The 23,841-nt window shown below is 64.6% G+C and carries 31 protein-coding genes and 2 pseudogenes; 10 read left to right on the top strand and 23 right to left on the bottom strand.

The window, feature by feature from the left end; all coding sequences use genetic code 11:
• The 4 genes from hsaD to ACZ46K_RS29925 all read left to right on the top strand — a co-directional run bounded on the left by hsaD (position 1) and on the right by ACZ46K_RS29925 (position 2,801).
• Positions 1–873: a 4,5:9,10-diseco-3-hydroxy-5,9,17-trioxoandrosta-1(10),2-diene-4-oate hydrolase gene (hsaD, locus tag ACZ46K_RS29940; protein ID WP_054805049.1), complete on the top strand. Its 873-nt coding sequence runs from the start codon at positions 1–3 to the stop codon at positions 871–873.
• Positions 873–1,772 (top strand): iron-dependent extradiol dioxygenase HsaC, encoded by a 900-nt coding sequence (gene hsaC / locus ACZ46K_RS29935; RefSeq protein WP_054805058.1) that lies wholly within the window; start codon positions 873–875, stop codon positions 1,770–1,772. Before hsaD ends, hsaC begins: the two co-directional genes overlap by 1 nt.
• Positions 1,772–2,386 (top strand): 3-hydroxy-9,10-secoandrosta-1,3,5(10)-triene-9,17-dione monooxygenase reductase subunit, encoded by a 615-nt coding sequence (hsaB, locus tag ACZ46K_RS29930; RefSeq protein ID WP_054805057.1) that lies wholly within the window; start codon positions 1,772–1,774, stop codon positions 2,384–2,386. The genes hsaC and hsaB overlap by 1 nt, the downstream gene beginning before the upstream one ends.
• A 133-nt stretch (positions 2,387–2,519) precedes the next feature.
• Positions 2,520–2,801, top strand: a complete 282-nt coding sequence (locus tag ACZ46K_RS29925; RefSeq protein WP_054805048.1) for a DUF4193 domain-containing protein — start codon at positions 2,520–2,522, stop codon at positions 2,799–2,801.
• Positions 2,802–2,806: 5 nt separating this feature from the next.
• Here the strand turns inward: ACZ46K_RS29925 and ACZ46K_RS29920 are convergent, their stop codons facing one another.
• The 5 genes from ACZ46K_RS29920 to ACZ46K_RS29900 form a co-directional block, all read right to left on the bottom strand.
• Positions 2,807–5,272, bottom strand: coding sequence for a bifunctional lysylphosphatidylglycerol flippase/synthetase MprF (locus ACZ46K_RS29920; RefSeq protein WP_464749506.1), 2,466 nt, complete (start codon positions 5,270–5,272; stop codon positions 2,807–2,809).
• Positions 5,273–5,310: 38 nt separating this feature from the next.
• On the bottom strand, positions 5,311–6,627 hold the full coding sequence (locus ACZ46K_RS29915) for an alpha/beta hydrolase (RefSeq protein WP_054805047.1): 1,317 nt from the start codon (positions 6,625–6,627) through the stop codon (positions 5,311–5,313).
• Positions 6,628–6,631: 4 nt separating this feature from the next.
• Positions 6,632–7,447, bottom strand: a complete 816-nt coding sequence (locus ACZ46K_RS29910) for a hypothetical protein (protein ID WP_054805046.1) — start codon at positions 7,445–7,447, stop codon at positions 6,632–6,634.
• Positions 7,448–7,550: 103 nt separating this feature from the next.
• Positions 7,551–8,699, bottom strand: coding sequence for an RNA-guided endonuclease InsQ/TnpB family protein (locus ACZ46K_RS29905; protein ID WP_054805045.1), 1,149 nt, complete (start codon positions 8,697–8,699; stop codon positions 7,551–7,553).
• Between the two features lie 154 nt (positions 8,700–8,853).
• Positions 8,854–10,341, bottom strand: coding sequence for an NAD-dependent succinate-semialdehyde dehydrogenase (locus ACZ46K_RS29900; RefSeq protein WP_464746310.1), 1,488 nt, complete (start codon positions 10,339–10,341; stop codon positions 8,854–8,856).
• Between the two features lie 111 nt (positions 10,342–10,452).
• Between ACZ46K_RS29900 and ACZ46K_RS29895 the strand changes: the two genes are divergently transcribed.
• From ACZ46K_RS29895 to ACZ46K_RS29885, 3 genes are read left to right on the top strand one after another with little or no spacing between them, the layout of a single operon-like run.
• Positions 10,453–11,694 (top strand): aspartate aminotransferase family protein, encoded by a 1,242-nt coding sequence (locus ACZ46K_RS29895; RefSeq protein ID WP_054810123.1) that lies wholly within the window; start codon positions 10,453–10,455, stop codon positions 11,692–11,694.
• A gap of 18 nt (positions 11,695–11,712) precedes the next feature.
• Positions 11,713–12,210, top strand: a complete 498-nt coding sequence (locus ACZ46K_RS29890; RefSeq protein WP_054805044.1) for a DUF3830 family protein — start codon at positions 11,713–11,715, stop codon at positions 12,208–12,210.
• A gap of 55 nt (positions 12,211–12,265) precedes the next feature.
• Complete coding sequence (locus tag ACZ46K_RS29885) at positions 12,266–12,742, top strand: SRPBCC family protein (protein WP_464749505.1); 477 nt, start codon at positions 12,266–12,268, stop codon at positions 12,740–12,742.
• A gap of 143 nt (positions 12,743–12,885) precedes the next feature.
• On the opposite strand, the gene ACZ46K_RS29880 is transcribed toward ACZ46K_RS29885, so the two are convergent.
• From ACZ46K_RS29880 to ACZ46K_RS29865, 4 genes and pseudogenes are all read right to left on the bottom strand, one after another.
• A complete protein-coding gene (locus ACZ46K_RS29880) occupies positions 12,886–13,134 on the bottom strand; it encodes a substrate-binding domain-containing protein (protein WP_464746309.1) in 249 nt (82 codons plus the stop codon).
• Positions 13,135–13,286: 152 nt separating this feature from the next.
• A pseudogene (locus ACZ46K_RS29875) lies at positions 13,287–13,983 on the bottom strand (SDR family NAD(P)-dependent oxidoreductase).
• Between the two features lie 153 nt (positions 13,984–14,136).
• Positions 14,137–14,445 carry an ArsR/SmtB family transcription factor gene (locus ACZ46K_RS29870; protein ID WP_054805043.1) on the bottom strand — a complete coding sequence of 103 codons (309 nt, stop codon included), beginning with the start codon at positions 14,443–14,445 and terminating at the stop codon, positions 14,137–14,139.
• 262 nt (positions 14,446–14,707) lie between these two features.
• Entirely contained in the window at positions 14,708–14,971 is a 264-nt protein-coding gene (locus ACZ46K_RS29865) for a hypothetical protein (RefSeq protein WP_054805042.1), read from the bottom strand.
• A 46-nt stretch (positions 14,972–15,017) separates the two neighbouring features.
• Here ACZ46K_RS29865 and ACZ46K_RS29860 point away from each other — a divergent pair, with 46 nt between their 5' ends.
• Positions 15,018–15,254: a hypothetical protein gene (locus tag ACZ46K_RS29860; RefSeq protein WP_054805041.1), complete on the top strand. Its 237-nt coding sequence runs from the start codon at positions 15,018–15,020 to the stop codon at positions 15,252–15,254.
• Positions 15,255–15,518: 264 nt separating this feature from the next.
• Here ACZ46K_RS29860 and ACZ46K_RS29855 read toward each other — a convergent pair whose 3' ends face one another.
• From ACZ46K_RS29855 to ACZ46K_RS29790, 14 genes are all read right to left on the bottom strand, one after another.
• Positions 15,519–15,692, bottom strand: a complete 174-nt coding sequence (locus tag ACZ46K_RS29855) for a hypothetical protein (RefSeq protein WP_464749521.1) — start codon at positions 15,690–15,692, stop codon at positions 15,519–15,521.
• 174 nt (positions 15,693–15,866) lie between these two features.
• Complete coding sequence (locus ACZ46K_RS29850) at positions 15,867–16,199, bottom strand: gas vesicle protein K (RefSeq protein ID WP_054805055.1); 333 nt, start codon at positions 16,197–16,199, stop codon at positions 15,867–15,869.
• Positions 16,192–16,401 (bottom strand): gas vesicle protein, encoded by a 210-nt coding sequence (locus tag ACZ46K_RS29845; protein ID WP_464746308.1) that lies wholly within the window; start codon positions 16,399–16,401, stop codon positions 16,192–16,194. Before ACZ46K_RS29845 ends, ACZ46K_RS29850 begins: the two co-directional genes overlap by 8 nt.
• Positions 16,398–17,186 (bottom strand): GvpL/GvpF family gas vesicle protein, encoded by a 789-nt coding sequence (locus ACZ46K_RS29840; protein ID WP_464746307.1) that lies wholly within the window; start codon positions 17,184–17,186, stop codon positions 16,398–16,400. Before ACZ46K_RS29840 ends, ACZ46K_RS29845 begins: the two co-directional genes overlap by 4 nt.
• Positions 17,173–17,586, bottom strand: a complete 414-nt coding sequence (locus ACZ46K_RS29835) for a gas vesicle protein (RefSeq protein ID WP_054805040.1) — start codon at positions 17,584–17,586, stop codon at positions 17,173–17,175. The genes ACZ46K_RS29840 and ACZ46K_RS29835 overlap by 14 nt, the downstream gene beginning before the upstream one ends.
• Positions 17,583–17,876, bottom strand: a complete 294-nt coding sequence (gvpO, locus tag ACZ46K_RS29830; RefSeq protein WP_464746306.1) for a gas vesicle protein GvpO — start codon at positions 17,874–17,876, stop codon at positions 17,583–17,585. Before gvpO ends, ACZ46K_RS29835 begins: the two co-directional genes overlap by 4 nt.
• 6 nt (positions 17,877–17,882) lie before the next feature.
• Positions 17,883–18,134: a gas vesicle protein GvpG gene (locus tag ACZ46K_RS29825; protein ID WP_054809996.1), complete on the bottom strand. Its 252-nt coding sequence runs from the start codon at positions 18,132–18,134 to the stop codon at positions 17,883–17,885.
• Between the two features lie 4 nt (positions 18,135–18,138).
• Positions 18,139–18,924, bottom strand: coding sequence for a GvpL/GvpF family gas vesicle protein (locus ACZ46K_RS29820; RefSeq protein ID WP_054805039.1), 786 nt, complete (start codon positions 18,922–18,924; stop codon positions 18,139–18,141).
• A complete protein-coding gene (gvpJ, locus tag ACZ46K_RS29815) occupies positions 18,924–19,328 on the bottom strand; it encodes a gas vesicle protein GvpJ (RefSeq protein ID WP_054805038.1) in 405 nt (134 codons plus the stop codon). Before gvpJ ends, ACZ46K_RS29820 begins: the two co-directional genes overlap by 1 nt.
• Entirely contained in the window at positions 19,325–20,467 is a 1,143-nt protein-coding gene (locus ACZ46K_RS29810) for an SRPBCC family protein (protein WP_464746305.1), read from the bottom strand. The genes gvpJ and ACZ46K_RS29810 overlap by 4 nt, the downstream gene beginning before the upstream one ends.
• 5 nt (positions 20,468–20,472) lie before the next feature.
• Complete coding sequence (locus tag ACZ46K_RS29805; RefSeq protein ID WP_054805037.1) at positions 20,473–21,135, bottom strand: hypothetical protein; 663 nt, start codon at positions 21,133–21,135, stop codon at positions 20,473–20,475.
• A 311-nt stretch (positions 21,136–21,446) separates the two neighbouring features.
• Positions 21,447–21,845, bottom strand: coding sequence for a hypothetical protein (locus ACZ46K_RS29800; RefSeq protein ID WP_464746304.1), 399 nt, complete (start codon positions 21,843–21,845; stop codon positions 21,447–21,449).
• Between the two features lie 723 nt (positions 21,846–22,568).
• The gene (locus ACZ46K_RS29795; protein ID WP_464746303.1) at positions 22,569–22,667 is read right to left on the bottom strand and encodes a DUF6131 family protein; all 99 of its coding nucleotides are present in this window, start codon (positions 22,665–22,667) and stop codon (positions 22,569–22,571) included.
• Positions 22,668–22,727: 60 nt separating this feature from the next.
• Positions 22,728–22,922: a CsbD family protein gene (locus tag ACZ46K_RS29790; RefSeq protein ID WP_054805036.1), complete on the bottom strand. Its 195-nt coding sequence runs from the start codon at positions 22,920–22,922 to the stop codon at positions 22,728–22,730.
• Between the two features lie 291 nt (positions 22,923–23,213).
• Between ACZ46K_RS29790 and ACZ46K_RS29785 the strand changes: the two are divergent.
• Both ACZ46K_RS29785 and ACZ46K_RS29780 read left to right on the top strand, forming a co-directional pair.
• Positions 23,214–23,385: pseudogene (locus ACZ46K_RS29785) on the top strand (TetR/AcrR family transcriptional regulator C-terminal domain-containing protein); the annotation flags it as partial.
• A gap of 177 nt (positions 23,386–23,562) precedes the next feature.
• On the top strand, positions 23,563–23,769 hold the full coding sequence (locus ACZ46K_RS29780) for a hypothetical protein (RefSeq protein ID WP_054805034.1): 207 nt from the start codon (positions 23,563–23,565) through the stop codon (positions 23,767–23,769).
• Positions 23,770–23,841: the final 72 nt, after the last annotated feature.

Here is a 23,841-nt window from a genome sequence, read left to right as displayed (position 1 = left end):
GTGACTGCAACGCAAGAGATCACCTACGAATCGACGTCCCGCTTCGCACAGGTCCGCGACGATCTGCGCCTGCACTACCACGAGGCAGGCGTCCGCAACGACACGACGATCGTGCTGCTGCACGGCGGTGGCCCCGGTGCGTCGGGCTGGTCGAACTTCTCGCGCAACATCCCGGTGCTCGCCGAGAAGTTCCACGTCATCTGCGTCGATCAGCCCGGATACGGCAAGTCCGACAAGCCCACCGAGCACCCGCAGTATTTCGTGCACAGCTCGACCGCGCTGAAGGATCTGCTCGACCACCTCGGTATCAAGCGGGTACACCTGCTCGGAAATTCCCTCGGTGGCGGCGCCGCAGTGCGTTTCGCCCTCGACTTCCCCGGTCGCGCCGGTCGGCTCGTCCTCATGGGGCCTGGCGGGCTCAGCGTCAACCTGTTCGCCCCCGACCCGACCGAGGGGGTGCGTAACCTCGGCAAGTTCAGCTACCAGCCGACGCGCCAGAATCTCGAGTCCTTCCTGCGGATCATGGTGTTCGACCAGTCGCTCGTCACCGAGGAACTGATCGACGAGCGATTCGAAGCCGCAAGTGCCCCCGAATCACTCGCTGCGGCAAAGGCGATGGGGAAGTCGTTCTCCGGCGCCGATTTCGAGCTCGGCATGCTCTGGCGCGACGCCTACAAACTCCGGCAGCGGGTCCTGCTGATCTGGGGGCGGGAAGACCGCGTCAATCCGCTCGACGGCGCGCTCGTCGCGCTCAAGATGATCCCGCGCGCGCAACTGCACGTGTTCGGCGGCTGCGGGCACTGGGCACAGCTCGAGAAGTTCGAGGAATTCAACCGGATCACGGCGGATTTCCTCACGGACGGAGGTAAGTGATGTCGATCCGCTCACTCGCGTATCTGCGTATCGGCGCGACCGACGTGGCTGCGTGGCGCGACTACGGACTCAAGGTGCTGGGCATGATCGAGGGCAAGGGCACGAATCCCGACGCCCTGTACCTGCGCATGGATGATTTTCCGGCTCGCCTCGTCATCGAACCGCACGACACCGACCATCTGCTGGTGTCGGGCTGGGAGACCGCGAATGCCGGCGACCTGCAGTCGGTGCGCGACAACCTGTCGGCCGCCGGTGTCCCGTTCAAGGAAGGCACCGCCGAGCAGATCGCCGACCGCCGCGTCGACGAGATGATCGTGTTCCAGGATCCGTCCGGCAACACACTCGAGGCATTCCATGGTGCCGCGCTCGAACACCGTCGCGTCGTCAGTCCGTACGGGCACACGTTCGTCACCGGAGAGCAGGGCCTGGGGCACGTCGTGCTCTCCACCCGCGACGACGAGGAGTCGCTGCGCTTCTACCGCGATGTCCTCGGTTTCCGTCTGCGCGACTCGATGCGGCTGCCCCCGCAGATGGTGGGCCGACCGGCCGACGGTAAGCCAGCGTGGCTGCGGTTCTTCGGATGCAACCCGCGCCACCACAGTCTCGCGTTCATGCCGATGCCTACACCCAGCGGCATCGTGCATCTGATGATCGAGGTCGAGAACTCCGACGACGTCGGGCTCGGACTCGACCGTGCGCTGCGCAAGAAGGTCAAGATGTCGGCGACCCTCGGCCGCCACGTCAACGACAAGATGCTCTCGTTCTACATGAAGACACCGGGCGGATTCGACGTCGAATTCGGTTGTGAAGGGCTGCAGGTCGAGGACGAGGGATGGATCGCCCGGGAATCGACCGCCGTGAGCCTGTGGGGGCACGATTTCTCGGTGGGGTTCCAGTGATGAGTGTCCCCACGGACGGCGACGCCGGTGCATTCGAACAGTCGCAGGGGGTCGCGCCCCTCGATCCGAGGACGTTCCGTACCGTCCTCGGGCAGTTCTGCACCGGCGTCACCATCATCACCACCGTCGACGACGACGGTGCTCCGGTCGGATTCGCGTGCCAGTCGTTCGCCGCGCTGTCACTCGACCCGCCGCTCGTCCTGTTCTGTCCCACGAAGCAATCCCGCTCGTGGTCGGCGATCGAACGCAGTGGCCGATTCTGTGTGAACGTGCTCGGAGAAGAGCAACAGGACGTGTGCGCCCGCTTCGGGTCCAGGGAACCGGACAAGTTCGCGGGTGTCGAATGGACGTCGTCGCCGCTCGGCTCACCCATTCTCGCCGGATCTCTCGCGCACATCGACTGCACCGTCGAGACCGTGCACGACGGCGGCGACCACTGGGTCGTGTTCGGTCGGGTCTCCTCACTGAGCGAGCTGGGCGACGAGCTGGGCCGGCCGCTGCTGTTCTATCGCGGTCAGTACACCGGCATCGAGCCGGAGAAGACCACCCCGGCCCCGTGGCGCGATGATCTCGAGGCGTTTCTCACCACGGTCTCCGAGGACACGTGGTTGTAGTAACCGAAACCGGGTCAGAAAATTGTTCCCCATGTGATCGGGCATAAATCCTCCCCTCGGCGTGTTGTGCTCTACCATCGGTCAACCAAGACCGGTAACCGGCAATTGCCAACATCCACGAACGGAGGAGCCCATGGCAACCGACTATGACCGCCCCAGGGTCGAAAGCAAGGATGAGTCGCTCGATATCTTGGGCCCCGGCCGCAACTCTGCGCAGGCGGCGGTGGCAGACGTCGAGGAGTCCGACACGGCCGAATCGTTCGAACTGCCCGGCGCCGACCTGTCGGGTGAGGAGTTGACCGTCCGTGTCGTTCCTCGTCAGGCGGACGAATTCACTTGCACGCGTTGCTTTCTCGTTCAACACCGCAATCGTCTCGCCGATTCTGCCGAGAGCATCTGCATGGATTGCGCCTGAATCGATCAGCGCTGCAGGATCCGGGACATCAGCTGCCGTCCCTGCTCGAACGACATGTTCGGCAAGTACGCGTGGCTGACTGCGAGCCCGATTCCGGGCAGTGCTGTGGCGTCCGGGAACACCATGTACATGGGTCGATGCCGTGGTTGGAACTTGGTCTTGAACGACAGCAGTGACCGGAACCCGTACACGGGCTCGAGGACCTGACCGAGTAGTTTCAGCAGATCGTCGAGTGCACCTCGCTCGTCGGTGCCCGAATTCTCCGTGGCACTGGCGAGTGGAGCGCCGGACAGGCTGAGGAACTCGAGACCGTCCTCCCGAGCGGATAGCGCGGCCGATGCGATGAGGAACTCCATCACCGGCGGAAACCCGTCGGAATGTCGCCGCATGAAATCGAGCGTGAGACCCACGAGCTGACCCCGACGGAACACAGGCATCCACGACGTGACGCCGTGAACATGCCCGTCGGCATCAAGTGCCACCAGCAGCCGCACCTCGGGATCCTTCAACTCGTCGAGACCTCCCAGCGTGAATCCCATTTCGGGAAGTCCCTTGTCTGCGACCCACTCTTCCGAGATCTCGACGATCTGTGAGGTCACCGACAAGGGGGCATCGGCGAAGGTGGTCCAGCGTGCCTCGATGCCCTGCTTGGACGCACGGTTGAGTGAGGTGCGGACGTCCTGGAATTTCTTGCCTTTGAACGCGAGATCGGGCAGGTCGATGACCGTCTCCTCGGCGACCTGCACGCAACTCCAGCCGTGGTCGCGTGCGATCGCTGCGAGCTCTTCGCCGACCGAGTAGAAGCACGGGGTCCACCCGCTTCGCTGACAATGCGCCGCGAACGCATCGACCGCCTCCGCACGGGTCGCCGGATCACCGACCGGGTCGCCGGTGGTCAGCGCGATACCCGAATACACGCGATACGCGATGGTGTGTGCACCGTCGTCGCTGAACCAGTAGCTGTTGCCCGGCCACGTGATCATCCACGACAGTGAACTGCCACCGGGCGACCGCAACAACGCGCGAACCCGCTGCTCGTCGGTGGGAGAGTGCCCGAGCACGGGAATCATGAAACTGCGGAGCATCAACAGGGCGAACACGATCCACACCGTGGTACCCACCCATTCGAACAGCACCGTTGCGGGAGTGGTCAGCGGCAGCACCGGCGGTTCGAACAACTGCAGATACACCGGTGGCACGAGCCGGTGGACGAAATCGCGGAGCAGCGTCACCGGGCCGGGGTCGCGATCGAAACCGTCGGCGAGCAGACTTCCCACCGCAACATAGACGACAAGGGCAGCAGCACCCGCGGCGACGGTCCCGAGCCACACACGCCGGTACGTTCCTCGGGGCGCACGCACATCGAACAGCCGATGCGTCGCCAACAGCACGATGAGCACCGCGAGAAGTGCCGACAGCGGCGCCAATTCCTGGTAGAGCGAACCGTGTCGATGGACTCCGTACACCAGCGACCGCGTCTCGTCCCGTTCGGTGACCCGCACCACGACGCTCGCTGCGGCCGCCGCGATGAGCGCCACGTGCCCCCATGTGACGAGCAGCCACGCTGCCCGGCGTCCCCGTCGTAAGCCCTCCGCACCGACGAGCAGTACGACCGCCGGCATCAGATTCGCGACCACAGGGCCGAATCCTGACAGCCGAAGTGCTTCCCGTCCCTTGCGGCATTCCCCGCGCAGCGTCGGGTCGGAGCACACGTCCACGAGCTCTCGGGCGGTGTAGGGAACCTGGTTGAACAGCTCACGCAGTGCCGACAGCGGTCCGATGGCGTGTGGGGAGAGCGCCGCGAGCATCGGCCCCAGCACACTCGCCGCGACCACGAGGGCGACGAGGGTGCGCTGTTCCCTGATGGTGCCGCCGAGCGTTGCCGTGCGACCGTGTCGGCCGAACAGGACCGGGCCCAGCGCCAACCCGATGACGGCAGCGCAGAGACGCGTCACGTCCTGCAGGTGCCCGGCGAACAATGCGGTCGTGACCAGGAAGACCAGCGCCACCATGCGGATCCGTCGTCGCCACAGTGTCGGCATGGCGGCGGTCGCCGCCAGGAGCGTGCCGATGACCCACGAAAGGGGGTCCTCGATCAGATGGCCGTGAAGGTCGAGCCCCCACGAGTTCGGAACCAGCGAGGCGAAGTGAGCGGCCACCAATGCCGATGCGGCGCCCGCACCTTGGGTGACGACGGCACTGATCGCGAACCGTGCGCTCCCACTGATGTTCTCGACAGGAACGGCCACCGCGAGGATGACGACCGTCGCGAGGAGATAATCGCCGAGCCCGGATGCGAACATTCCGGACGTCCACAGCACCCAGACATGTCCGTCCGAGAAGCTCGGGACCCCGAGCGAGACGCTGTGCGAGAGGTCTCGTGAGGGGCCGTGCAGGAGGCTTCCCGTCGCGACCGCCAGAATCCAGAGTCCCGCGAGCAGCGCGAGCGTCACAGGAGCGCGGCGCAGCATCGACGTGCCGCGGGTGATCACCGGCCGACGAGGCGGGGTCACTGGTCTGTCAGTCCGAGTCGACGGCTGAGCCACGGCAACTCCTTCTCCAGCCCGGCGGACCACACCTCGAAGCTGTGGCTGCCGGGCAGTTCGGTGAGGTGGACATCCATTCCGGCCGCCTTCGCGGAGGCGGCGAGCTGTTCGACTCCGGGTCGGTACTCGCTGTCGTCGGCGCCGACGACGAATGCACCGGCGGAATCGGGGAAGCGCTCGTGGGCCAGCAGGTACGCGGGGTCGATTCGATCGAACGCCGCTTCGTCGCCACCGAACACCTCGTTGATCGTGCTGGTGCGGTCGCCGAGCGTGGGTTCGGCCTGACCGGACAGGTCGAGGAACGTGGGGTAGACGTCCGGTCGTAGCGTCGCCATCTGGAGCGCGCACGTGCCGCCGTACGACAGCCCGCCGATCGCCCACGCCGTCGGATCGGTATCGACCTGAAGGTTGCTCCGCACCCACGCGGGGACGTCGACCGACAGATACGTCGCGACATTGCCGAGGTGCGAGTCGACGCACAGCGGGTTGGCGAACTGGCTGCCGGTGCCATCGGCGAGCACCACTATCGGCGCGAGTCCGCTGTGCTCGGCCGCAAATGCATCCATGGTCTGCGTGAGCCTGCCCCCGACGAGCCAGTCGTCGGTACTTCCGGGCTGCCCTGCCAGCAGCACCAGTACGGGCAGTTCCGGGCGAGGGTCGGTGAAATAGGCAGGGGGAAGATAGATGTTGGCATTGCGTGCCGGGAACCCCGACGTCGCGCCCGGTATCGGAGTGGTGGTCACGACACCGGTCTGCGGAATGTCCGACGGCGGGATCCAGTCGGCGCTGGCGACCGTGTCCGTCGGTTCGAGCGAGTCGAACGGGACAGTCCGATAGTTGCTCAACCCCAGCGCCGCCCGGACGGTCGGGTACGCGTCGTAGACAGCGTTGATCTGGCCGGCTGCAGCCACGGTGACCACGAGCCACGCCGCGATCAGCCCGCACGCCGCGACAAGGTGGCGTCGGGTGTGGTCGCGACTGAACAGTCGGCCCACGGGAAGCGCGAGCGCGAGAACCGCAATCCCGGCCCAGATGTAGACCGTCGTCGGGAGGCTGTCGGGAAACGGTTTCCACACCTGCTCGATGACCACGGCCGCGACCACCGTCGTCACCACGGCGATCACGCCGAGCAACGGCAGGTAGACGAGAAGCCACCGCGTGCGCCGCCGACCGGCGAGCACGCACAACCCCACGAGTGCAGCGACGGTGAAGACAACCGCCGCTGCGCTCGTGGTCAGCGGCAGATTCAACACGGGTTCGGTGATGCCGGACCAGGACACCGATTCAGTATGTACGGCGTTCGGCGTCGTCGGAGTCGTTGCCTGCGATCTGCGCGTCTCCGATCAGCGATTGAACGATCACCGGTGACGCGACGAGCACCAAAGCGACGACGAACAGATATCCGACCATGGTGAAGACGATTCCGAGTACCCCGAAGTGCGCTTCGGAACCGGCCGTGACATGCGGCAGCACCACGCTGCCGCCGATGGTCACCGCGGTCAACAGTGTCGCGGTGAGCAGACCCGTGGCGATCAGGATGCGAGTGGGAACGAGTCCCGAGGTGAGCAGCGACGGACACGCCGTCCACACGCAGACCCACATGCACCACTGTGAAATCACTTCGAGGGTCGGGGCATCCAGCTGATGGATCATCCCGGTGAGCAGTGCGGATGACGCCACCAGGAGCAGGACCGTGCACCAGCGCCACGCATGGGACAGACGGAGCACGGGCGTGGCCCAGATCTTCCCGTAAACCCTGCCGAGTGCACGCGCGAACGAGGTGCCGCTGATGAGGACCATCAGCAATCCCACCGCGCCGAACGCCGCAGCCTCGGACGTCACCTCGAACCCGTCCTGGACGAACGCGTCGGGATCGATTCCGAACGGGTCGAGGAGGGTCTCCCGGATCGCTGACGTATCGACGAGAACCGACGCAGCCATGATAACGGGCAGAACCGAAGTGAACAGCTGCGCAGCGAGCGTCATCGCGCGGTCGACGAGTTCGATCCGCCCGAGCCCCACAAGAATGTGCTGGAGGGCCCGACCCACCGGGTGGGTGTTCAACTCGGCGCGGAACCGCGCCACCGTTGTGGCCAGCATTGAGCGATCCTTTGACGTCCTCCTGGCCGTGAACGACCGGGATTCCTCCTGCGACACGATATGCCGCTTCGGTGGTTCCTGTTTCACAAGGGCTCGCTCTCCGCTACACGGAAAGACTCACAGCCCCTCCGCAGGCGTTTCGCCTCTCCGCCCGTCCGGCGGCGAGAATATTCTTCGCAGCATTGACATCGCGATCGTGGACCACCCCACACGCCTGGCACTGCCATCGACGCACCGACAACGGCTTCCGGCCATCCTGCACCCCACACACCGAGCACAATTGCGACGACGGAAACCACCGATCCACCTTCACAAACACCCGCCCGAACCGGGCAGCCTTCTCCTCCAACAAACGGGTGAACACGCCCCACCCGGCATCGTGCACCGACTTCGCCAACCGCGTCCGCGCCAACCCGGTGATGCACAAGTCCTCGACATACACCGCTTGGTTCTCGCGGATGATCGCCGTGGACTGCTTGTGCGCCCAATCCTTGCGGGCATCGGCCACCCGGGCATGGGCCTTCGCGACCTTGACACGTGCCTCGGCCCGATTCTTGCTGCCCCTTTCCTTGCGCGACAGGCTCTGCTGCGCCTTGCGGAGTCTGCGTTCGGCGCGGCGGAAGAACTTCGGGGACTCGATGACCTTGCCATCGGAGAGGACTGCGAACGTGGTCAAACCCAGGTCGATACCCACCTCCGCATCGCACTCCGGCAGTGGCTCGTCTGTTGTCTCGACGACGAAACTCGCGAAGTACCGGCCCGCGGCGTCCTTGATGACCGTGACCGACGACGGCTCCGACGGCAGATCCCGCGACCAGACGACTTTCAACTCGCCGACCTTCGCCACATACAACTTCCGGTTGTCCCGGATACTGAACCCGTTGCGGGTGAGCCGGATTGCCTGCCGGTTGTCCTTGCGGGACCGGAACCGCGGCGCCCCGACCCTGCGGCCCTTCCGCTTCCCCGACATCGAGTCGAACCAATTCCGGTACGCGCGCCGCGCATCCTGACAGGCCTGCACCAACACCACAGACGCCACCTCGGCCAGCCACGCCCGCTGCGGGGCCTTCTTCGCCTCGGTCACCACCCACCTCTGCACGTCGGTGTCCGAGACCTTCAGCCCCGCTGCGTACGCGTTCTGCCGGGCCAGCAGACAGTCGTTGAACACCACCCGTGCGCACCCGAACGACCGAGCCAGCATGTCCTGCTGTCCGGGCGTCGGATACACGCGGTATTGGTATCGCAGCTGCATGTCTGCACCGTACGGACACCTACCGACAAGATCGACAGATCGGATATACCCCGGCCGTGAACGACCGGGTTTGCGCCGAAGAGTCCATGGTCAGGGAATCGCCCGTCCCATCTGCTGTACGACTACAGCGCTGAACAACTACGGCCTCGAATAATCACAGCGTCACACCGATGTACTTGGTTTCCAGGAACTCGTCGATTCCCGTGAAGCCGCCTTCGCGCCCGAGCCCGGACTCCTTGATCCCGCCGAACGGTGCGGCAGGGTTGGAGACCACGCCCTGATTCAGTCCCACCATTCCTGCTTCGAGGGCTTCGCATACGCGCAGCCCCCGTCGCAGGTTCTCGGTGTAGACGTAGGACACGAGCCCGAAGGGAGTGTCGTTGGCGCGTCGGACCGCTTCCTCTTCGGTGTCGAAGGTGCTGATCGCCGCGACCGGGCCGAAGATCTCGGTGTGGCACATCTGCGCGTCGTCGGTGACGTCGGTGAGTACCGATGCCGGATAGAAGTATCCGGTTCGGTCGACGGGGGTACCGCCGAGGGCGACGGTCGCGCCGCGGGCGACGGCGTCGTCGATGAGTTGGCCGACCTTGTCGACGGCGGCGCGGTTGATGAGCGGCCCGACGACCACCCCGTCCTCGACACCTCGACCCATCGGCAGCGCAGACATGCGTTCGGTGAGGCGCTTCGTGAATTCCTCGGCAACACCGCGCTGGACGAGGATACGGTTTGCGGCGGTGCAGGCCTGCCCGATGTTGCGCATCTTCGCGGCCATCGCGCCGTCGACGGCGGCGTCGAGATCGGCATCGTCGAACACGAGGAACGGCGCGTTGCCGCCGAGTTCCATCGAGGTGCGCATGACGGTCTTCGCGCACAGTTCGAGCAGGTGCTTGCCGACGCCGGTCGATCCCGTGAACGACAGCTTGCGTGAGCGTGGGTCGAGGATCAGCGGCGCCATCACGTCGTCGGACTGCGACGTGGTGACGACGTTGACGACCCCGGGCGGAAGTCCCCCCTCGCTGAGGAGGTCGGCGAGGGCGAGTATCGACAGCGGGGTCTGCGACGCCGGCTTGATCACGCTCGTGCAGCCTGCGGCGATGGCCGGGCCGATCTTGCGGGTGCCCATCGCCATCGGGAAATTCCATGGGGTGATGAGCAGGGTCGGGCCCACCGGCTGCCGGGTGACGAGGAATCTCGATCCACCGGCGGGTGCCTGCATGTAGCCGCCGTCGATGCGGACGGCCTCCTCGGCGAACCAGCGGAAGAACTCGGCCGCGTAGTTGACTTCGCCGCGTGCTTCGGCGAGCGGCTTACCCATTTCGAGCGTCATGATGAGCGCGAGCCGATCGACGTTCTCGATCATGAGCCGATATGCGTCCGCGAGGATCGTCGAGCGTTCACGCGGTGACGTCTGCGCCCACGAATCCTGGGCTGCTGCCGCGGCGTCGAGAGCGCGCATCCCGTCGGCGGGGCTCGCGTCGGCGACCGAACACAACTCTCGTTCGGTGGACGGATCGACGACGGGCATCGTGCGGTCGGCGTCCTGCCATCGACCGTTTATGAAGAGGCCCGTCGGGACCGTACGGATGGCTGCCTCTTCGTTCGGGCTGAGCTTGTCGTTCTGATTGACCGCCTGATCGGGCATGGCATGCCTTTCGTCCGTTGCCTTCGGCCTCCGCCCATGTTATGCATATTGTCAACAATCCAACAATAGGATTGGGATTCGAATTCGGTCGCCGAACCCGGGAGGGTTGTCATGACTCGACTGTCTCCACTGCTTCAGCAAGCCACGCCCGTCACCGTCGACCACGCCGCCGGCAGCTACATCTATGGCACCGACGGACGCAGATATCTCGACTTCACGGCGGGAATCGGTGTGACCAGTACCGGTCACTGCCATCCGCACGTCGTAGAAGCGGCGCAGCGTCAGATCGGCTCGTTGATCCACGGCCAGTACACGACCGTCATGCACAAACCCCTGCTCGAACTCACCGAAAGGCTCGGCGCGGTCCTGCCCGAGGGTCTCGACTCGTTGTTCTTCGCGAACTCGGGGAGTGAGGCGGTCGAGGCCGCGCTGCGTCTTGCCCGCCAGGCGACCGGACGTCCCAATGTGATCGTGTTCCACGGCGGATTCCACGGCCGCACCGTCGCCGCCGCGTCGATGACCACCTCGGGCACCCGATTCTCCGCGGGGTTCAGTCCCCTGATGGGTGGCGTGCACATCGCGCCGTTCCCCAATGCGTACCGCTACGGATGGACCGAGGAACAGGCCACCGATTTCGCGCTCAAAGAACTCGACTACCTCTTCGCGACGGTCACCTCGCCGGCCGAAACCGCGGCGTTCATCGTCGAACCTGTCCTCGGCGAAGGTGGTTACGTCCCGGGGAACACTCGCTTCTTCCGGGGCCTGCGCGAGCGTGCAGACCGGTATGGAATCCTTCTCGTCTTCGATGAGATCCAGACCGGATTCGGGCGCACCGGAAAGTTCTTCGGGCACCAGCACTTCGACACCCGGCCCGACGTGATCACGATCGCGAAGGGCCTCGCCAGCGGGTTCCCCCTGTCCGGTATCGCGGCATCCGAAGAGCTCATGGCCAAGGCATGGCCCGGATCCCAGGGTGGGACCTACGGCGCCAATGCCGTGTCGTGTGCGGCGGCGGTCGCGACTCTTGACGTCATCGAGAAGGAAGGCCTCGTAGAGAATGCTGCGGCGCGCGGTGTCGAACTACTCGAAGGCGTCCGGGCGCGGGCTACTGACGCCGTGGGTGATGTACGGGGACTGGGCTTGCTGGTGGGTAGCGAATTCGTCACCGAAGATGGCGTTCCCGATCGCGAACGCGCCTCGGCTGCACAGAAACTCGCGTCGAGCAAGGGTCTGTTGCTACTGACATGCGGGGCATACATGAACGTCGTGCGGATGATTCCGCCGCTCATCGTCACCTCCGAGCAGGTCGAGGACGCCCTCGGCATCTGGTCCGAGGTGCTCGCCGAAGTCTGATCGCGTCCAGGAGGTTCTGTGACCCGTTTCATCACGATCACGCTCGACCAGCGTGGCATCTCCTGCCGTGCACGACTCCTCGACGCGGAGGCGCCGCTGACATGCGAGGCGGTGTGGAACGCCCTACCGCAGAGCGGCGCCGCGTTCCACGCGAAATACGCACGCAACGAGCTCTATACGCTCGTCCCGCGGATCGTGGCAGCGCCACATCGTGAAAACCCCACGGTTACACCGATTCCCGGTGATGTGTGCCTGTTCGATTTCGAGCCGTGGGAGATCGGCAACCCAGCGTACGGGTACGAACCGGGATCGGAGGCCCACCATGAGCAGGGCGCCACCGATCTGGCGCTGTTCTACGGCCGCAACAACCTGCTGATCAACGGCGATGTCGGGTGGGTGCCGGGAAATGTGTTCGCGACCATCGAGGACGGGTTGCCCGAGCTCGCCGTGGCGTGCAACGACCTGTGGATACAGGGGGTGGTGGGGGAGACCCTGAGCTTTACCCGAGCGACGTAGGCGGGAGGGTCTCGCTCATGGGCCGACCCGATGCTTCCTTGTGGCAGCAGGCAGGATGGGGCTCATGCAGACCTTGCCTCTGACCCTCCAGTCCTCTGTCGTCGTGCGCGCAACTCCGGAGGAGGTGTACGCGTTGGTATCGGATGTGACCCGGACCGGCGAGTGGTCGCCGGTGTGCGCCCATTGCTGGTGGGACGAGGGGCAGGGACCCGAGGTCGGTGCCTTCTTCACCGGTCGGAACGTGACCCCCGACCGCACCTGGGAAACTCGCTCGGAGGTCGTCGTCGCCGATTCGGGCCGGGAGTTCGCGTGGTCGGTCGGTCCTGGCGTGGTGCGCTGGGCCTATCTCACCAAGCCCACGGACGACGGCGCGGAGTTGACGGAGACGTGGCAGTTCGGCGAGGCCGGGCAGAAATTCTTCGAAAAGCGCTTCGGCTCCGAGGCTCAGCGGGAGATCGCGGCGCGGGAGCAAGCCGCTCGCGAGGGAATCCCCACAACGCTCGCCGCGATCAAGCGGATCCTCGAGGGCTGAGGCCCTGTCGGGGACCCAGGTGCGGTGGCGACGCCGCTGCGAGCTCGCGGTGGCGCCACCGACGGCCGCATGACAAGGAAGCGCGCTCAGCAGATGTTGTAGCGGAGACGCCCACGCGGTCTGCGGACTATGACGTTCTCCCGTCAGGGCGCGGTGAAGCCTGCATCGGCGAGAACCTGCTGTCCTTCGGGGCTGAGGACGAGTTCTTCGAATGCTGTGGCAGTGGCGGCGTTCTCCGAGTCGGTAAGGACCGCGATCGGGTAGGTGTTGACCGATTCGGCCGATTCTGGGAATGCGATGGTGACCACTTGGTCGCCTGCGCCGGAAGCGTGCCTCGGTCGTGCTCTGTTTGATCGCGGAGACCTGATCGGCGGACAAGCCCATCTGTCCATGATCGGAGTGTCGATCGGTCCTGGGCTGACGGCATTGACGCGAATGGCGTCGGGTTGCCGAATGCATCTTCCGACTTCTCACGACCCGGGCGGTGTGCCGGGGTCATCGTGTGGCCACCGACGGATGATCTCGATATGAACGGGTCGTTCCTTCAGATGGCGGAAGTGCCTCCGTCGACAGACAGCTCGACTCCATTGACATACGTCGAGTCTTCGGATGCGAGGAAGAGCGCGACCGTTGCGATTTCTTCGGGACGGCCCATCTGTCCACGCGGGATCAAGGATTCGAACTGTCGCTTCGTCTCTTCATCGAACAGCTCTTCTTGAATCGGCGTGGCGATCTGCCCCGGGCTCAGGACGTTGACACGAGTATGCGTGCAAAGCGGCCTTGCTGGCGGCGTAGACACTCCACCCAGGCCAGCCCTTCACCGAAGCGATCGAACCGGTCATGAAGATCGATCCGCCATCATTGAACAATGGGAGGGCCTTCTGGACTGTGAAGAGTGTTCCCCGTGCGTTCAAGCCGAATTGGCGATCGAAGTGTTCTTCGGTGATCTCCCCGAGATGACTGGCCTCTCCGGCTCCGGCGCTGGCATAGAGCACGTCAATGCTGCCCTTCTCGCGTTTGACGGTGTCGAAGAGACGATCGAGATCGCCGACCCTGCTTGCATCGCCCTGTACTCCCGTTACATTCCGCCCGATCGACTGAACGGCTGCGTCCAGGGCATCCTGTTTTCTGCCTGTGATGAACACATGTGCGCCCTCTTCTGCAAAAAGCTTGGCGGTGGCGAAGGCCAACCCGCTCGAACCGCCTGTGATGACCGCTACTTTGCCTTCGAGCTTTCCCATTTCATCCCTTGCGTGGTTCGTACAATTACGAACCTGAATACTACATCATAGGTACGTAAAAATACGAACCTTTCGGCACCGTTCGCGAACTCGCTTGCCACCTTCAGGCCAGAAGGGGGCCAACGGAATCAAGGGTCGGACGTGGGAGGGCAGTCAGCCGGCGTGGCGAATAACGTCGAGCAGGCCGGGGAGCTGCTGCTCGATCGCGGCGCAACGCAACGCTACGAAGACTCGATTTCCGTGGTCGACGGTCTCTACGATCCCGGATTCGTGAAGAACCCGGAGATGTTGAGTGAGCGTGGACCGACTTACGGACACGTTGAACGCGGCACATGACGACACCTGATTGCCGGGCGTCTCCAACAGTGCGGTCACCACCTGGCGACGGACCGGGTTGGCGAGCGCTTTGAGAGTCGTGTCGAGGGTGATCTCGATAGTGTTCTCAGGACTCACCGGTGGCATTTTCCGCTCCTCAGCTCATGTGCGTACGTTCGATGGCAAGCGTACCTCCGACTTCCATGCCCGAGCGCCTTGGCTGTGCCGGGCAATCGCATTGACTGCGCAGAGCAGTGTCAGCGATCCAGATGATGTCAACGGTGGTGACCGGCGGTCGCGCTGATTGCTTTGAGTGGGCGCAGTTGCGGCAAACTTCCCGCGCGGGAATCTCGGTGAGATCGCAGGAGCTGAGGAAGTTCCGGGCGCGTCCTTCATGTCCAGTTTCAGTTCAGCAGGTAGAGCAACGCGGCTTCGCGGCATAGGCGGTGTCGAAGTCGACAGCGAGCACGGCTTCGACCGGCCCGACCAGCGCGTGCTGCTCCCAACTCTGCCCGGTGCGGCTGTGCAGCTTGGTGCCAGCGGTGTCGATACCCCACAAGGATCCGTCCTGCGCGGCGCAGAGCAGCGTCAGCTGCGGGGCGCGGGGCACCACGGCGAAGGTGTGCCCGCCCGTCGGTGCTGTGTTGCAGCCCGTCCGTAGGGGTGCGCCCACCCCCCGGCATCGGTCACGGCGAGGACGGCAATACAGGAGGTGTGCGGTGCAGAAGGAGGTCGTCGAGTACGTCGACGACTTCGACGGGAAGCCGATCGACGAGGGCTTGGCACAGACGATCCGATTGACCGTTGACGACGGTCGCCTACGAGATCGACCTACGGACGTCGCCGGTGACCTGTGCCGGCCGGGACCGATAACAGCTCGCTGCGGTGCGGGCTTGGGCGAAGGGCAGGAGATTGCGAACGGATCCGACGCACCGAATCCGAACATGAAGCGGTGATCATTCGGCGCTGTGGGTCGCCGCGAACATGAGAAACACCACGAACAGCGCTGCCGCTCCCAAGACTGCTCCGACCGCGGCGGTCCGACGATCTGTCGCGGATCCCTTATCGACCCGCTCGAGACCGACCCATCCGCACAGCACGGCGATCACTCCGGCGGGGACGGTGACAAAGTCTCCGAACCGTTATCGTGCCAGACGAGAATCGAGGCAACACCCGACAACGGCAGGGCGGGGGTCAGCCCGAAAATGCAGGTTCCCCGGTCAGTGCGCGGCAGGGCCGCGAAGTGCGCTGCGCCGGGGGGCGTGGCCCTGCTCGGTCGCTTCTACGAATCGTTCTGCGACCATGCCGTGGAGATCGGTGACCGCGTGGTATTCCTGGAGACCGGCCTCACCAGCCATGCCGGGGAACGCCACGAGGGAGAGCCGCCGCAACACGGCCTCGACAGTTGAGGTTGGTGACCGGTTGCCGGCCGGGCCATTCGAGGGAGTGAGTACAGCCCGGCGTCGGAGTGTGTCCCCTTCAGCGACGGGGCCATGACGTCGATCTCGGCGCTGCCGTCTCTCCAGTGCCGGACGGTGGGGAATCAAGTGAAATCCGAAGGGCCCCTGTTATTCGTTGGACAGCAGCGGCCCCAGTGGTCCGAGGTCGATGTTGAGATCCTCGGGCGTGAGACCGAAATGATCCCGTAGTTCGGCCATGCGCTCTTCGAGCAGCATCAGTGTTGTACCGATGCGTTCGATCTGCTCGTCGCTGAGGTCACCGTGCTCGACGCGGCGTAGTGCCTGACGTTCCATCAATTGACGCAACAGTTCGACGAGGGTCAGGACCAAGGTGACCAGGCCACGCTCGACGGATTCGGGGTCGGCGTCGATCCGCTGAGGGAGACCGTGGCGGCCGATGTCGGGTTGCACGTGCGAGTGGGCAGGCTCCGGTTCAGTCATCGGTAGGGCCCAGTTCGACAGGGTCGGGGACGAGCGCGCTGACGGATGCGATGAGGGTGCGCAGCGAGATACGGACCATGTCGACGTCGGCGAGTGCGAGAGTGATCTCCCCGGTGATGACGACTCCACCACCGAGCACTCGGTCGAGCAGATCGACGAGGGCGATGCGACGAGTGTCGCTCGCGGGGACCATCTCGCTCATGGGTTCACCACCTCGGTCCCGGCGAACGAGTACGGAGGCCATGGTCCGGTCAGCTCCACCGTGACGCCGTGGTGTTCGGAATCGAGTGCTGCGACGAGCGCTGCGAATTCGTCGACCCGGTCGTCGTTCACGAGGTAGGTGCCGTTGAAGATCATCCAGGCCTGCTTTCCGGTCAGCACCGGATCGGTGACCGGCCGCCGGTGGCCGTCGACGGCGTGAGCGAGAAGCGCGGAGTGAATCTCTTCGGCATGGCCTGCCGCCCGCTGTTCCACGTCTTGTTGTGCGCTCAACTCAGCGCGTCGGCGCAGCAGATACGCCGTTCCTTTGCCCGCTGTGCCCGGCGGGGAAGATTCTGATTTCGTGCTCTGCGCCAGTGCCTTCGGGTCTCCGAATGCTTTGACGCCCCATTCGCTCCGTCCTGTCACCCGGCGCAGCGTTGCATCGAACTCCTCGTGTCGTGCGTCGAGGAGTAGACGAACGCGGTCGTCGTCGAGGTAGAGGGTCGCCAGCCGCAGTGGCAGGGTGGGCCCGCGGCGGAGTACGGCAGCGACGACGGCGTCGTGTGCTCTGGCGACCACGGTGAGCCAGTCGAGGTCCTCGAGGTGGCGCTGCAGAGGTTCCTGCCCGAATTCGCTCAGGCTCACCGTCCCGACCACCGCACCCAGGCCTGCCTCCACCACCGTCCGTACCGGTTCTCCTGCTACGCCGGTGATTCCGGCGAGTTGTGAATCGTCGATGCTGTCGGCGGTGATGCCGTAGAGCCAGACACCGTCATCGGCGGTCATCGTCGGACTCCCGCGGCGTCGCCTCCACCTCGGCCTCGACCGGTTCGGCGGCCTCGACCGCCGGATGCACCGACCTGTCGGCCTCGAGCTCGGCTATCCGCTCCCTCAGCTTCCGGTTCTCGAGCTCGACGTCGCTGTTCCTGCCGGTCAGCCAGGGGTCGTGCTCCCACCAGTCGATGCCCACCTCCTTCGCTGTCTCCAACGACGCGATCACCAGGCGCACCTTGATCGTCAGCAGTTCGATGTCGAGCAGATTGACCTGGATGTCTCCCGCGATCACCAGACCCTTGTCGAGTACCCGTTCGAGAATCTCACCGAGGTTGGTCGATTGGTGGCCGCCGCCCAGCCCGCCGCCGGAGCTCTGCGGCAGGTTGCTCGGGCCTCCACGGGCGACGGTCATGACCGCCCGCTAGAACTGTCACCGGCACCGCGGGTATAGCGGCGAGTTCTGCGATAGGACAGCAATTCTCCATCCATATCCAACACCACCTCGTACAGTGCGAGCATGTCCGTCGAGGACGGGATGCGCCGATCCTCGATCACCTCCACCTCCACCGTCCAGCCCTCGTCGGTCGGCGTCACAGCCGTTGCACCCATCGATTTCTTTCCGGTGAGGTGGGTGATGTCGCGCAACGCGAGTTCTGCGATGTCCTGCGCCGACAGGGCCGGGGGGTCCTCCGCTTCTGCCATGATCTTTCACTCCTTCTCCGGAGTGATCGTGGGTCCGGCTCCGGTCATGCGATCGAGGATCACCTGCTGCGCATGCTCTTCCTCTTCGGCAGAGATCTCTCCCGCCGCTCGCGCCTGCTCCAACTCCTCGAGAGCACGACGCGCACTGGCCGGATTGTGCAGTTCTTCCTCGACCTGACGCTGAATCACTTCGGCCAGCGAGATCACCCCCCGCACCGGTGCCAGCGGCAGGGTGACGATGAACGAGAGCACACCCATGGCCTCATCCCTCCGGTTGCTGGGCCACCACGAAGTCGTAGGCAGCGAGGGGGCCGAGCAACCGCATCTCGACTCGGCCGTCCCACTGCTGCGCCAACTCACCCACCGCGGTTTCGAGCTCGTCCTGCCGAGCGACCTCGACCAGGACCGCCACGTGCGCGGCCTCCAATTCATGTGTGGGTTCTCGCACGTTGAGGAAGTCGGCCAGCGGCGTGAGCGCTTCGACCACCTTCGCGGTGTCCTCGTCACGCTTGGCCACGATGGCGTTACTGATGATCTCGCCGAGGGCCATCCGTGCGTCGCGGCTGGTCTCCTCCGGCTGATCACGGAGCGCCTCACGGAGCTCACGTGCTTGCCCATTCTCCTCGAGCACTTCCGACAGAATCACCTGTTCGACGTATCGCCCCTTCACGACGTATTGCGCTCGTCCTTCGAGTTGCTCCAATGCTGCGGAGAACTCGTCGGCGTGGGCTGTGAGTAGTTCGTCCTTGACCGCGTTGGAGTCGGTCAGCACCGCCCCGAACCGAAGCGGAAGAACCGGCGCCACACGGGAAGTGCCGTCCAGAAGGTGCGCATGGGCTTGCAGGTCCACGGGTTTACCCAGAGGTCTGTCCACCGAAATGTCACTCACGAGCGCGGCGATGTCACCGTGTCTGACGAGCCTCACCGGCCCGTCGCACACCCCGACAGCGTCCTCTTCGGTCTCGACGTCGGCAGGCACGATGCCGTAGACGTAGATGCCGGTGGTATGTAGCTCTTCCGGCGCGTCGGAGGCCCGGTTCGTGGACATCACTCGTCCTCTCGCGTGGACTTGCGCGACACACGTTCGCGCTCAGGTTGTTCCTGCCCGCCGAGGAGATCGCCCAGCTTTTCGCCGGCAGCCTCGAGTGCGCCCTTGGTTTTCGATTGGGCGCCGGCCTCGGTGACGTCCCCGACCAGATCGGTCAGGCCCTTGGGCTCGCCGCCGATCTCGAGCCGGTTGACCGCCTCCGCGAACCGCAGATAGGTATCGACACTGGCGACGACAATGCGTGCGTCGATGGTCAGCAATTCGATGCCGACCAGCGAGACACGCACATACGCGTCGATGACCAGGCCCTTGTCGAGAATGGTATCGATGACATCGGCGAGGCTGCTCGAGCTGGGGCCACCGCCGACTCCGCCGCCACCGCCCGCTGGTTGTATCGCTGTCATCGCCGTGCGCCTTGCCTCGAACCCGCAGACTCAGCGGTCTTGCGTGGGCGGCCTCGCCGTTTCGGGGGTGACTGGTTCTCACTTGCGGCCGCAGTTTTGCGTGGGCGGCCCCGACGTTTCGGGGGTGCTTCTTCTTCCTCCTCCTCTGCGGTGTCCTCAGGTTCCTCGACGTCCTCCTCCTCGTCCTCCTCTTCGGGTTCCTCCTCGGCGGTGTCTTCGGGTTCCTCGGACTCTTCGGTGTCCTCGGCAGGCTCGCCCTCGTCGGCTTCGTCCGGCTCGGTCTCGACTACCTCACCATCCCGGATTTCGCCGCGCCAGCCCTCCACGTCGTCGGGATGAAGGATGGCCTGTGTCATGACATGCCGGCCGAAGTGCTTCAATTCCAGACGTACTCGACGACCCGGTGCACGCCACAGGTTCCCTGTCTTCTCGAAGAAGCCCTTCGGGTGATACTCGAGTATCAGAAGGATGCGGGTGAGATCGGGAGTCATCTCGTGGAACGTCACCGCACCATCGACATAGCCTTTGGCGCCCTTCGAGCGCCACACGATCCGTTCGTCGGGAACCTGCTCGAGGATCGTCGATTCCCACGTTCGGTGGGACAGGAAGACCTGCGCCTTCCACTCGAGCTTCTCGTCCGATTCTTGCTCCACCCGCTCGACCTTCTTCATGAAGGACGGAAAGTCGGTGAACTGAGTCCACTGATCGTAGGCCAGCTGGACCGGGACCCCGACATCGATCGATTCGACGATATTGGTCAACTTGAGCTTCTTGCCTTTTCCGCTACCGCCGCCACCGCCGTCACTGCCGCCGGTGATGGCGTCCTTGACGTCGGAAGTCTTGTCCTTGACCGTCTGCTTGGCGTTCTCCCAGCCCCCACTGATCGCGGACTTGAGCGGTGACCCGTCTTCGGACTGTTTTGCCGAACCGGTGACAGCGGCCAGCAACCCTCCTTCGCCGTCGCCTGTTGCGTAGTCATTGAGTCGTTCGGAGGTGTTCGTCACCTTCTCCGAGACCGACGACAGTGCTCGTTCGGCCACCAGGGACACCAGATTCTGTATCGAGTCCTGCAGCACACTCGACGCGCCGTCTCCGTCGCCCGGTCCGGCCTCGTGTAGTTTCTTCGCGGCGTTCGTCATGGTCATCATCTCCGTGCGCGTCGGACGGGCGCAGCGTCCGTCGCGGCCTGGGCTCGTGTCCTGCGACTGCGTGTCGGCTCTTCTTCTTCGTTCCGGTCGTCGTTCGTGTCGGACTTCGCCTTCCGTGGCTTGCTGGTGGCTCGGGTGTTGCCGGTGCTCGAGGTACGGCGCGGTGCCGACCGCGTCGGTTCCTCGTCGGCTCCGTCGTCCGGTTGCTCTTCGGCAGTGATCTCTTCGACAGTGGTCTCTTCGTCGGCAGCAGCGTCCTCGTCGTCCTCGTCGCGCGCACGGGTGTGTTTTCTGTGGCCGAGGCGCCGGATACCGGTGACCTCACCGACAGGTCCGGTGGCATCGCTGACCGTGCCCTCGATCTCATCGCCTGCCGCCAGCAACCGGTTGCTCAGCGCATCGATGCGATGACTGGCGGCAGTGACCGCTGCCGCCTTCGCTGCGGTCATCAACTCCTCCTTGACGGAGCCGCTGATCTTGGCGAATTCCGGCGAGGTCGCGAGCATTTTCGTCCCGCGTTCGAGTAAGTCTCGCGGTCCGCCGGGGAATCTTCCGGTCGCGCCCGCCGCCGCGAGCATCAGCGCCATTCTCATCTTGTGTGTACGACCGAGCATGTAGCCCGCGCCGACGGCCAACGCCACCTGACCCTTTGTTTTCATTTGTCGAGCCCCTTCACGAGTAGGTCGTTCGCGCACCTCTCGCCGATCTCAGCGCGGTGTCGGAGGACCGTCTTTGCGGATGCGCCGCAGAGCCGCGCGTGGTAGTGGGGTGCGTATGTCGACTACCCCGCCCGGCGAGCACTCAATCACCATCAGAAGCCTCGTTCGGCTGATTCGTCGTGGCAGTGGTGATACATGCATCGGGCAACTGGGTCCGAGGTGATCGCTCCTTGTGTGCGTCGCGCTTCGCATCGACATCCACAGCCTCGCCAGAAATCCTTGTTGCTCAACAGTGTGCGACCGTCGCTGAGCTACTCGGCGGCGGAGCGCACCGCGGCGACCACTACTGCGACGAGCAGGGCCAGCAGGAGGACCACCAGGAGCACCGGACCGAGCAGGAGAGCGAGGACCAGGAGAAGAACAAGGGCGATTTCGGCTTTTGTGCTCAATCCCGACACTAGACCCTTGATCGCGGCCCACACAGGATTCTTACCTGTCAGCACCGCACGAATCCCTTCGAGCCCCGCCGTCATGCCGCCCCCACCGAGGGAGCTGCCGGCCCCGCCGGGCGTGGCCGCCTCGACCAGAGTGTTCAGCGACTCGCGGAACGTGCTCGTCGCCTCTGCGGCGTGCCCGCGCATCGCGTCCAGAAGCCGGCGAATGTGCGTTGTCACCCAATCGACGGTGGCCTCGATCGCCTGCTGCATCATGCCGGGAGCGTGGCCCGCAGGGGCTTCGCCTTCGGCCGCCTGATCGGATACCTCTGGCCGGGAATGCTTCCGCGGCGCCGGCTCTGCACTATCGGGATGCTGCCGTCGGTGCGTCGGCTTCGACGCTGCGGTGCCGGTCGCCGCGTCTGTCCGTGTGGTTCGTTGTACCGGTTCCGCCCACCGTGGCCTGCTGCGCCGCGGTGAGTCCGCGGTCCATTCTGCTATCGGCTGCCTGCGTGGCAGCCGACCCGTGGGGGCCTCGGGCCTTGTCGCCGTCGCCCTCGTGGATGTGCGGGCCGCTGAACGGGGACTGGATGTCGCTGTCAGGGTGTTGCCGTCTTTGGCCTTTCCCTCGCCTGCGGTGCTTCGACGGCGCGGTGTGGCCGGTGGTGCTGTCCGGCCGCGCGCGTTCTTTCGTGCACTCATACCGCTCGCCTTCTCCTCGTGCACTGACGTCCAGCAAGTTCCCCGGGGGCGCTACCCGAATGGGAGGACTCAAGCGAATCGTGGTGTGTATTGCCGCGCAACCATTGTGGTGAACGGGGCACCGTACGCGCGGCGGTGCACGGCTCACCCAGAAGATCCTCTGTGAGGCGGCTCCGGTGCCGGCACACGCTTCGGCGAGTACCGGAGCAGTGCGATGTCGATGTTCATGTTCGTTGATGTCCTTATCGTCGAAATGGAACTCTGGCTCCGGCGATGCGGTGCGAATCCTGTGTGGCATCAGTAGAAGTGGCGGTGTCCGCCCACCGCGTGCCCGCTCATACCGATGAGCGCGAGCACCGCACCGATGACGGCGAGGATGATTCCAAGAATGATCATGATAGCGGCCTGACCTCGGGCGGAAGCAGAGTTCGATGTTCGGAAGTGGTGGATCGGTGGTCACTGGGTGAAGGTGTGCTTGATTCTCTGCCCCACCTGCTTGAGCTTGTCGCCGACCTGCTTCGCGTTTCCCTTGGATTGGTCTGCGCGTCCCTCGGCTTCCATACTTTCGTTTCCCAGGGATTTGCCTACGGACTTCTTGATGGCGCCCTCTGCGGTTTCGGCCTTGTGGCGGATCTTCTTCATGATGCTCATGACGGTCTTCTATTCCTTGCGCTGATCGACCGTCCCGGATACGGGTCAGTCGAGAGGGTCGGTACCGCAACGCTATCGGTCAGCGTGTGCACAGAAGCGGTCATGATCGGCGCGCCCGCGACAGCGACGCTCGTGGCGGCAAGAAGGACGACCAACCACAACACAATAAGCATGACGGCCTCCAAGCGGCCACGGCGTAATACCTAGTCAACGCCGCATTCTGCCCAGAGTCAACACTGTAGATCTACGCCCAGCAGTAGGGTGAACAACAGAAACCGATGCCCTCACCAGCGCCTGAGGCTACATCGGCTGCCGATCGGAGAATTCCCGCTCCTGCGGGCTGGCGTCGTCACTGGCTTCGTACGACGGCTCCGCCGAACTCGAACGCGGCATCGATATCGTCCTCGCTGGGTTGGCTGCAACGCTGACTTCCTCGGAAAGTGCGTCGCCGCAGCAGAGTTGACCGCTTGTTTGGTCATCCGTGTCCGGGTGAACCGCGGCGCGGTCGGGCCGGAGGCCATGCCTCGGCTGCGGACCAGGGTTTTCCGTCCCTGGGATATGGCGCTCCGGTGTACAAAATTGCTCCACAGCCAGGTGCACCCCAGCGCGCAGGCGCGCAGAATGGGGACAGGAGGTCAACATGAAACTGCTACGGGGCCTGGGCGGAGTGGTACTGGGGATCCTCACCGCTCTGCTCGGTACGGTACTGGGGATCCTTGCGGCCGTGCTCTGGCTCGTCGGTGCGCTGCTGTGCGTGACGGTCATCCTTATTCCGCTGGGTATCCCCGTCGTGCGGCTCGCCAACCGTCTCTTCGGCATTGCCAGGAAGTTGATGCATCTCCCCTGATCCCGCGGCACGTAGGCGCACGTCGACCTGCCCGATCGCGGTGATGGCGTGCGGTCCCGGTATCGCGCCGCA

It is taken from the genome of Rhodococcus sp. JCM 9793, from assembly GCF_055380405.1.
The sequence above is the reverse complement of the archived record's forward strand: the minus strand, read 5'-3'. Positions and strand labels throughout refer to the sequence as shown.

What these genes read in the sequence shown, in the direction of transcription:
- ACZ46K_RS29900 (WP_464746310.1), bottom strand. Translation starts at nt 10,341, where the DNA reads ATGCCCGATCAGGCGGTCAATCAGAACGACAAGCTCAGCCCGAACGAA.
- ACZ46K_RS29885 (WP_464749505.1), top strand. Translation starts at nt 12,266, where the DNA reads ATGGGGCTCATGCAGACCTTGCCTCTGACCCTCCAGTCCTCTGTCGTC.
- ACZ46K_RS29820 (WP_054805039.1), bottom strand. Translation starts at nt 18,924, where the DNA reads ATGTCCACGAACCGGGCCTCCGACGCGCCGGAAGAGCTACATACCACC.
- hsaC (WP_054805058.1), top strand. Translation starts at nt 873, where the DNA reads ATGTCGATCCGCTCACTCGCGTATCTGCGTATCGGCGCGACCGACGTG.
- ACZ46K_RS29795 (WP_464746303.1), bottom strand. Translation starts at nt 22,667, where the DNA reads ATGATCATTCTTGGAATCATCCTCGCCGTCATCGGTGCGGTGCTCGCG.
- gvpJ (WP_054805038.1), bottom strand. Translation starts at nt 19,328, where the DNA reads ATGACAGCGATACAACCAGCGGGCGGTGGCGGCGGAGTCGGCGGTGGC.
- ACZ46K_RS29805 (WP_054805037.1), bottom strand. Translation starts at nt 21,135, where the DNA reads ATGAAAACAAAGGGTCAGGTGGCGTTGGCCGTCGGCGCGGGCTACATG.
- ACZ46K_RS29810 (WP_464746305.1), bottom strand. Translation starts at nt 20,467, where the DNA reads ATGACGAACGCCGCGAAGAAACTACACGAGGCCGGACCGGGCGACGGA.
- ACZ46K_RS29835 (WP_054805040.1), bottom strand. Translation starts at nt 17,586, where the DNA reads ATGACCGTCGCCCGTGGAGGCCCGAGCAACCTGCCGCAGAGCTCCGGC.
- ACZ46K_RS29905 (WP_054805045.1), bottom strand. Translation starts at nt 8,699, where the DNA reads ATGCAGCTGCGATACCAATACCGCGTGTATCCGACGCCCGGACAGCAG.
- ACZ46K_RS29910 (WP_054805046.1), bottom strand. Translation starts at nt 7,447, where the DNA reads ATGCTGGCCACAACGGTGGCGCGGTTCCGCGCCGAGTTGAACACCCAC.
- hsaB (WP_054805057.1), top strand. Translation starts at nt 1,772, where the DNA reads ATGAGTGTCCCCACGGACGGCGACGCCGGTGCATTCGAACAGTCGCAG.
- ACZ46K_RS29825 (WP_054809996.1), bottom strand. Translation starts at nt 18,134, where the DNA reads ATGGGTGTGCTCTCGTTCATCGTCACCCTGCCGCTGGCACCGGTGCGG.
- ACZ46K_RS29850 (WP_054805055.1), bottom strand. Translation starts at nt 16,199, where the DNA reads ATGACTGAACCGGAGCCTGCCCACTCGCACGTGCAACCCGACATCGGC.
- ACZ46K_RS29780 (WP_054805034.1), top strand. Translation starts at nt 23,563, where the DNA reads ATGAAACTGCTACGGGGCCTGGGCGGAGTGGTACTGGGGATCCTCACC.
- ACZ46K_RS29895 (WP_054810123.1), top strand. Translation starts at nt 10,453, where the DNA reads ATGACTCGACTGTCTCCACTGCTTCAGCAAGCCACGCCCGTCACCGTC.
- ACZ46K_RS29870 (WP_054805043.1), bottom strand. Translation starts at nt 14,445, where the DNA reads ATGCCACCGGTGAGTCCTGAGAACACTATCGAGATCACCCTCGACACG.
- gvpO (WP_464746306.1), bottom strand. Translation starts at nt 17,876, where the DNA reads ATGGCAGAAGCGGAGGACCCCCCGGCCCTGTCGGCGCAGGACATCGCA.
- ACZ46K_RS29880 (WP_464746309.1), bottom strand. Translation starts at nt 13,134, where the DNA reads ATGGACAGATGGGCTTGTCCGCCGATCAGGTCTCCGCGATCAAACAGA.
- ACZ46K_RS29920 (WP_464749506.1), bottom strand. Translation starts at nt 5,272, where the DNA reads ATGCTGCGCCGCGCTCCTGTGACGCTCGCGCTGCTCGCGGGACTCTGG.
- ACZ46K_RS29845 (WP_464746308.1), bottom strand. Translation starts at nt 16,401, where the DNA reads ATGAGCGAGATGGTCCCCGCGAGCGACACTCGTCGCATCGCCCTCGTC.
- ACZ46K_RS29800 (WP_464746304.1), bottom strand. Translation starts at nt 21,845, where the DNA reads ATGATGCAGCAGGCGATCGAGGCCACCGTCGATTGGGTGACAACGCAC.
- ACZ46K_RS29790 (WP_054805036.1), bottom strand. Translation starts at nt 22,922, where the DNA reads ATGAGCATCATGAAGAAGATCCGCCACAAGGCCGAAACCGCAGAGGGC.
- ACZ46K_RS29925 (WP_054805048.1), top strand. Translation starts at nt 2,520, where the DNA reads ATGGCAACCGACTATGACCGCCCCAGGGTCGAAAGCAAGGATGAGTCG.
- ACZ46K_RS29840 (WP_464746307.1), bottom strand. Translation starts at nt 17,186, where the DNA reads ATGACCGCCGATGACGGTGTCTGGCTCTACGGCATCACCGCCGACAGC.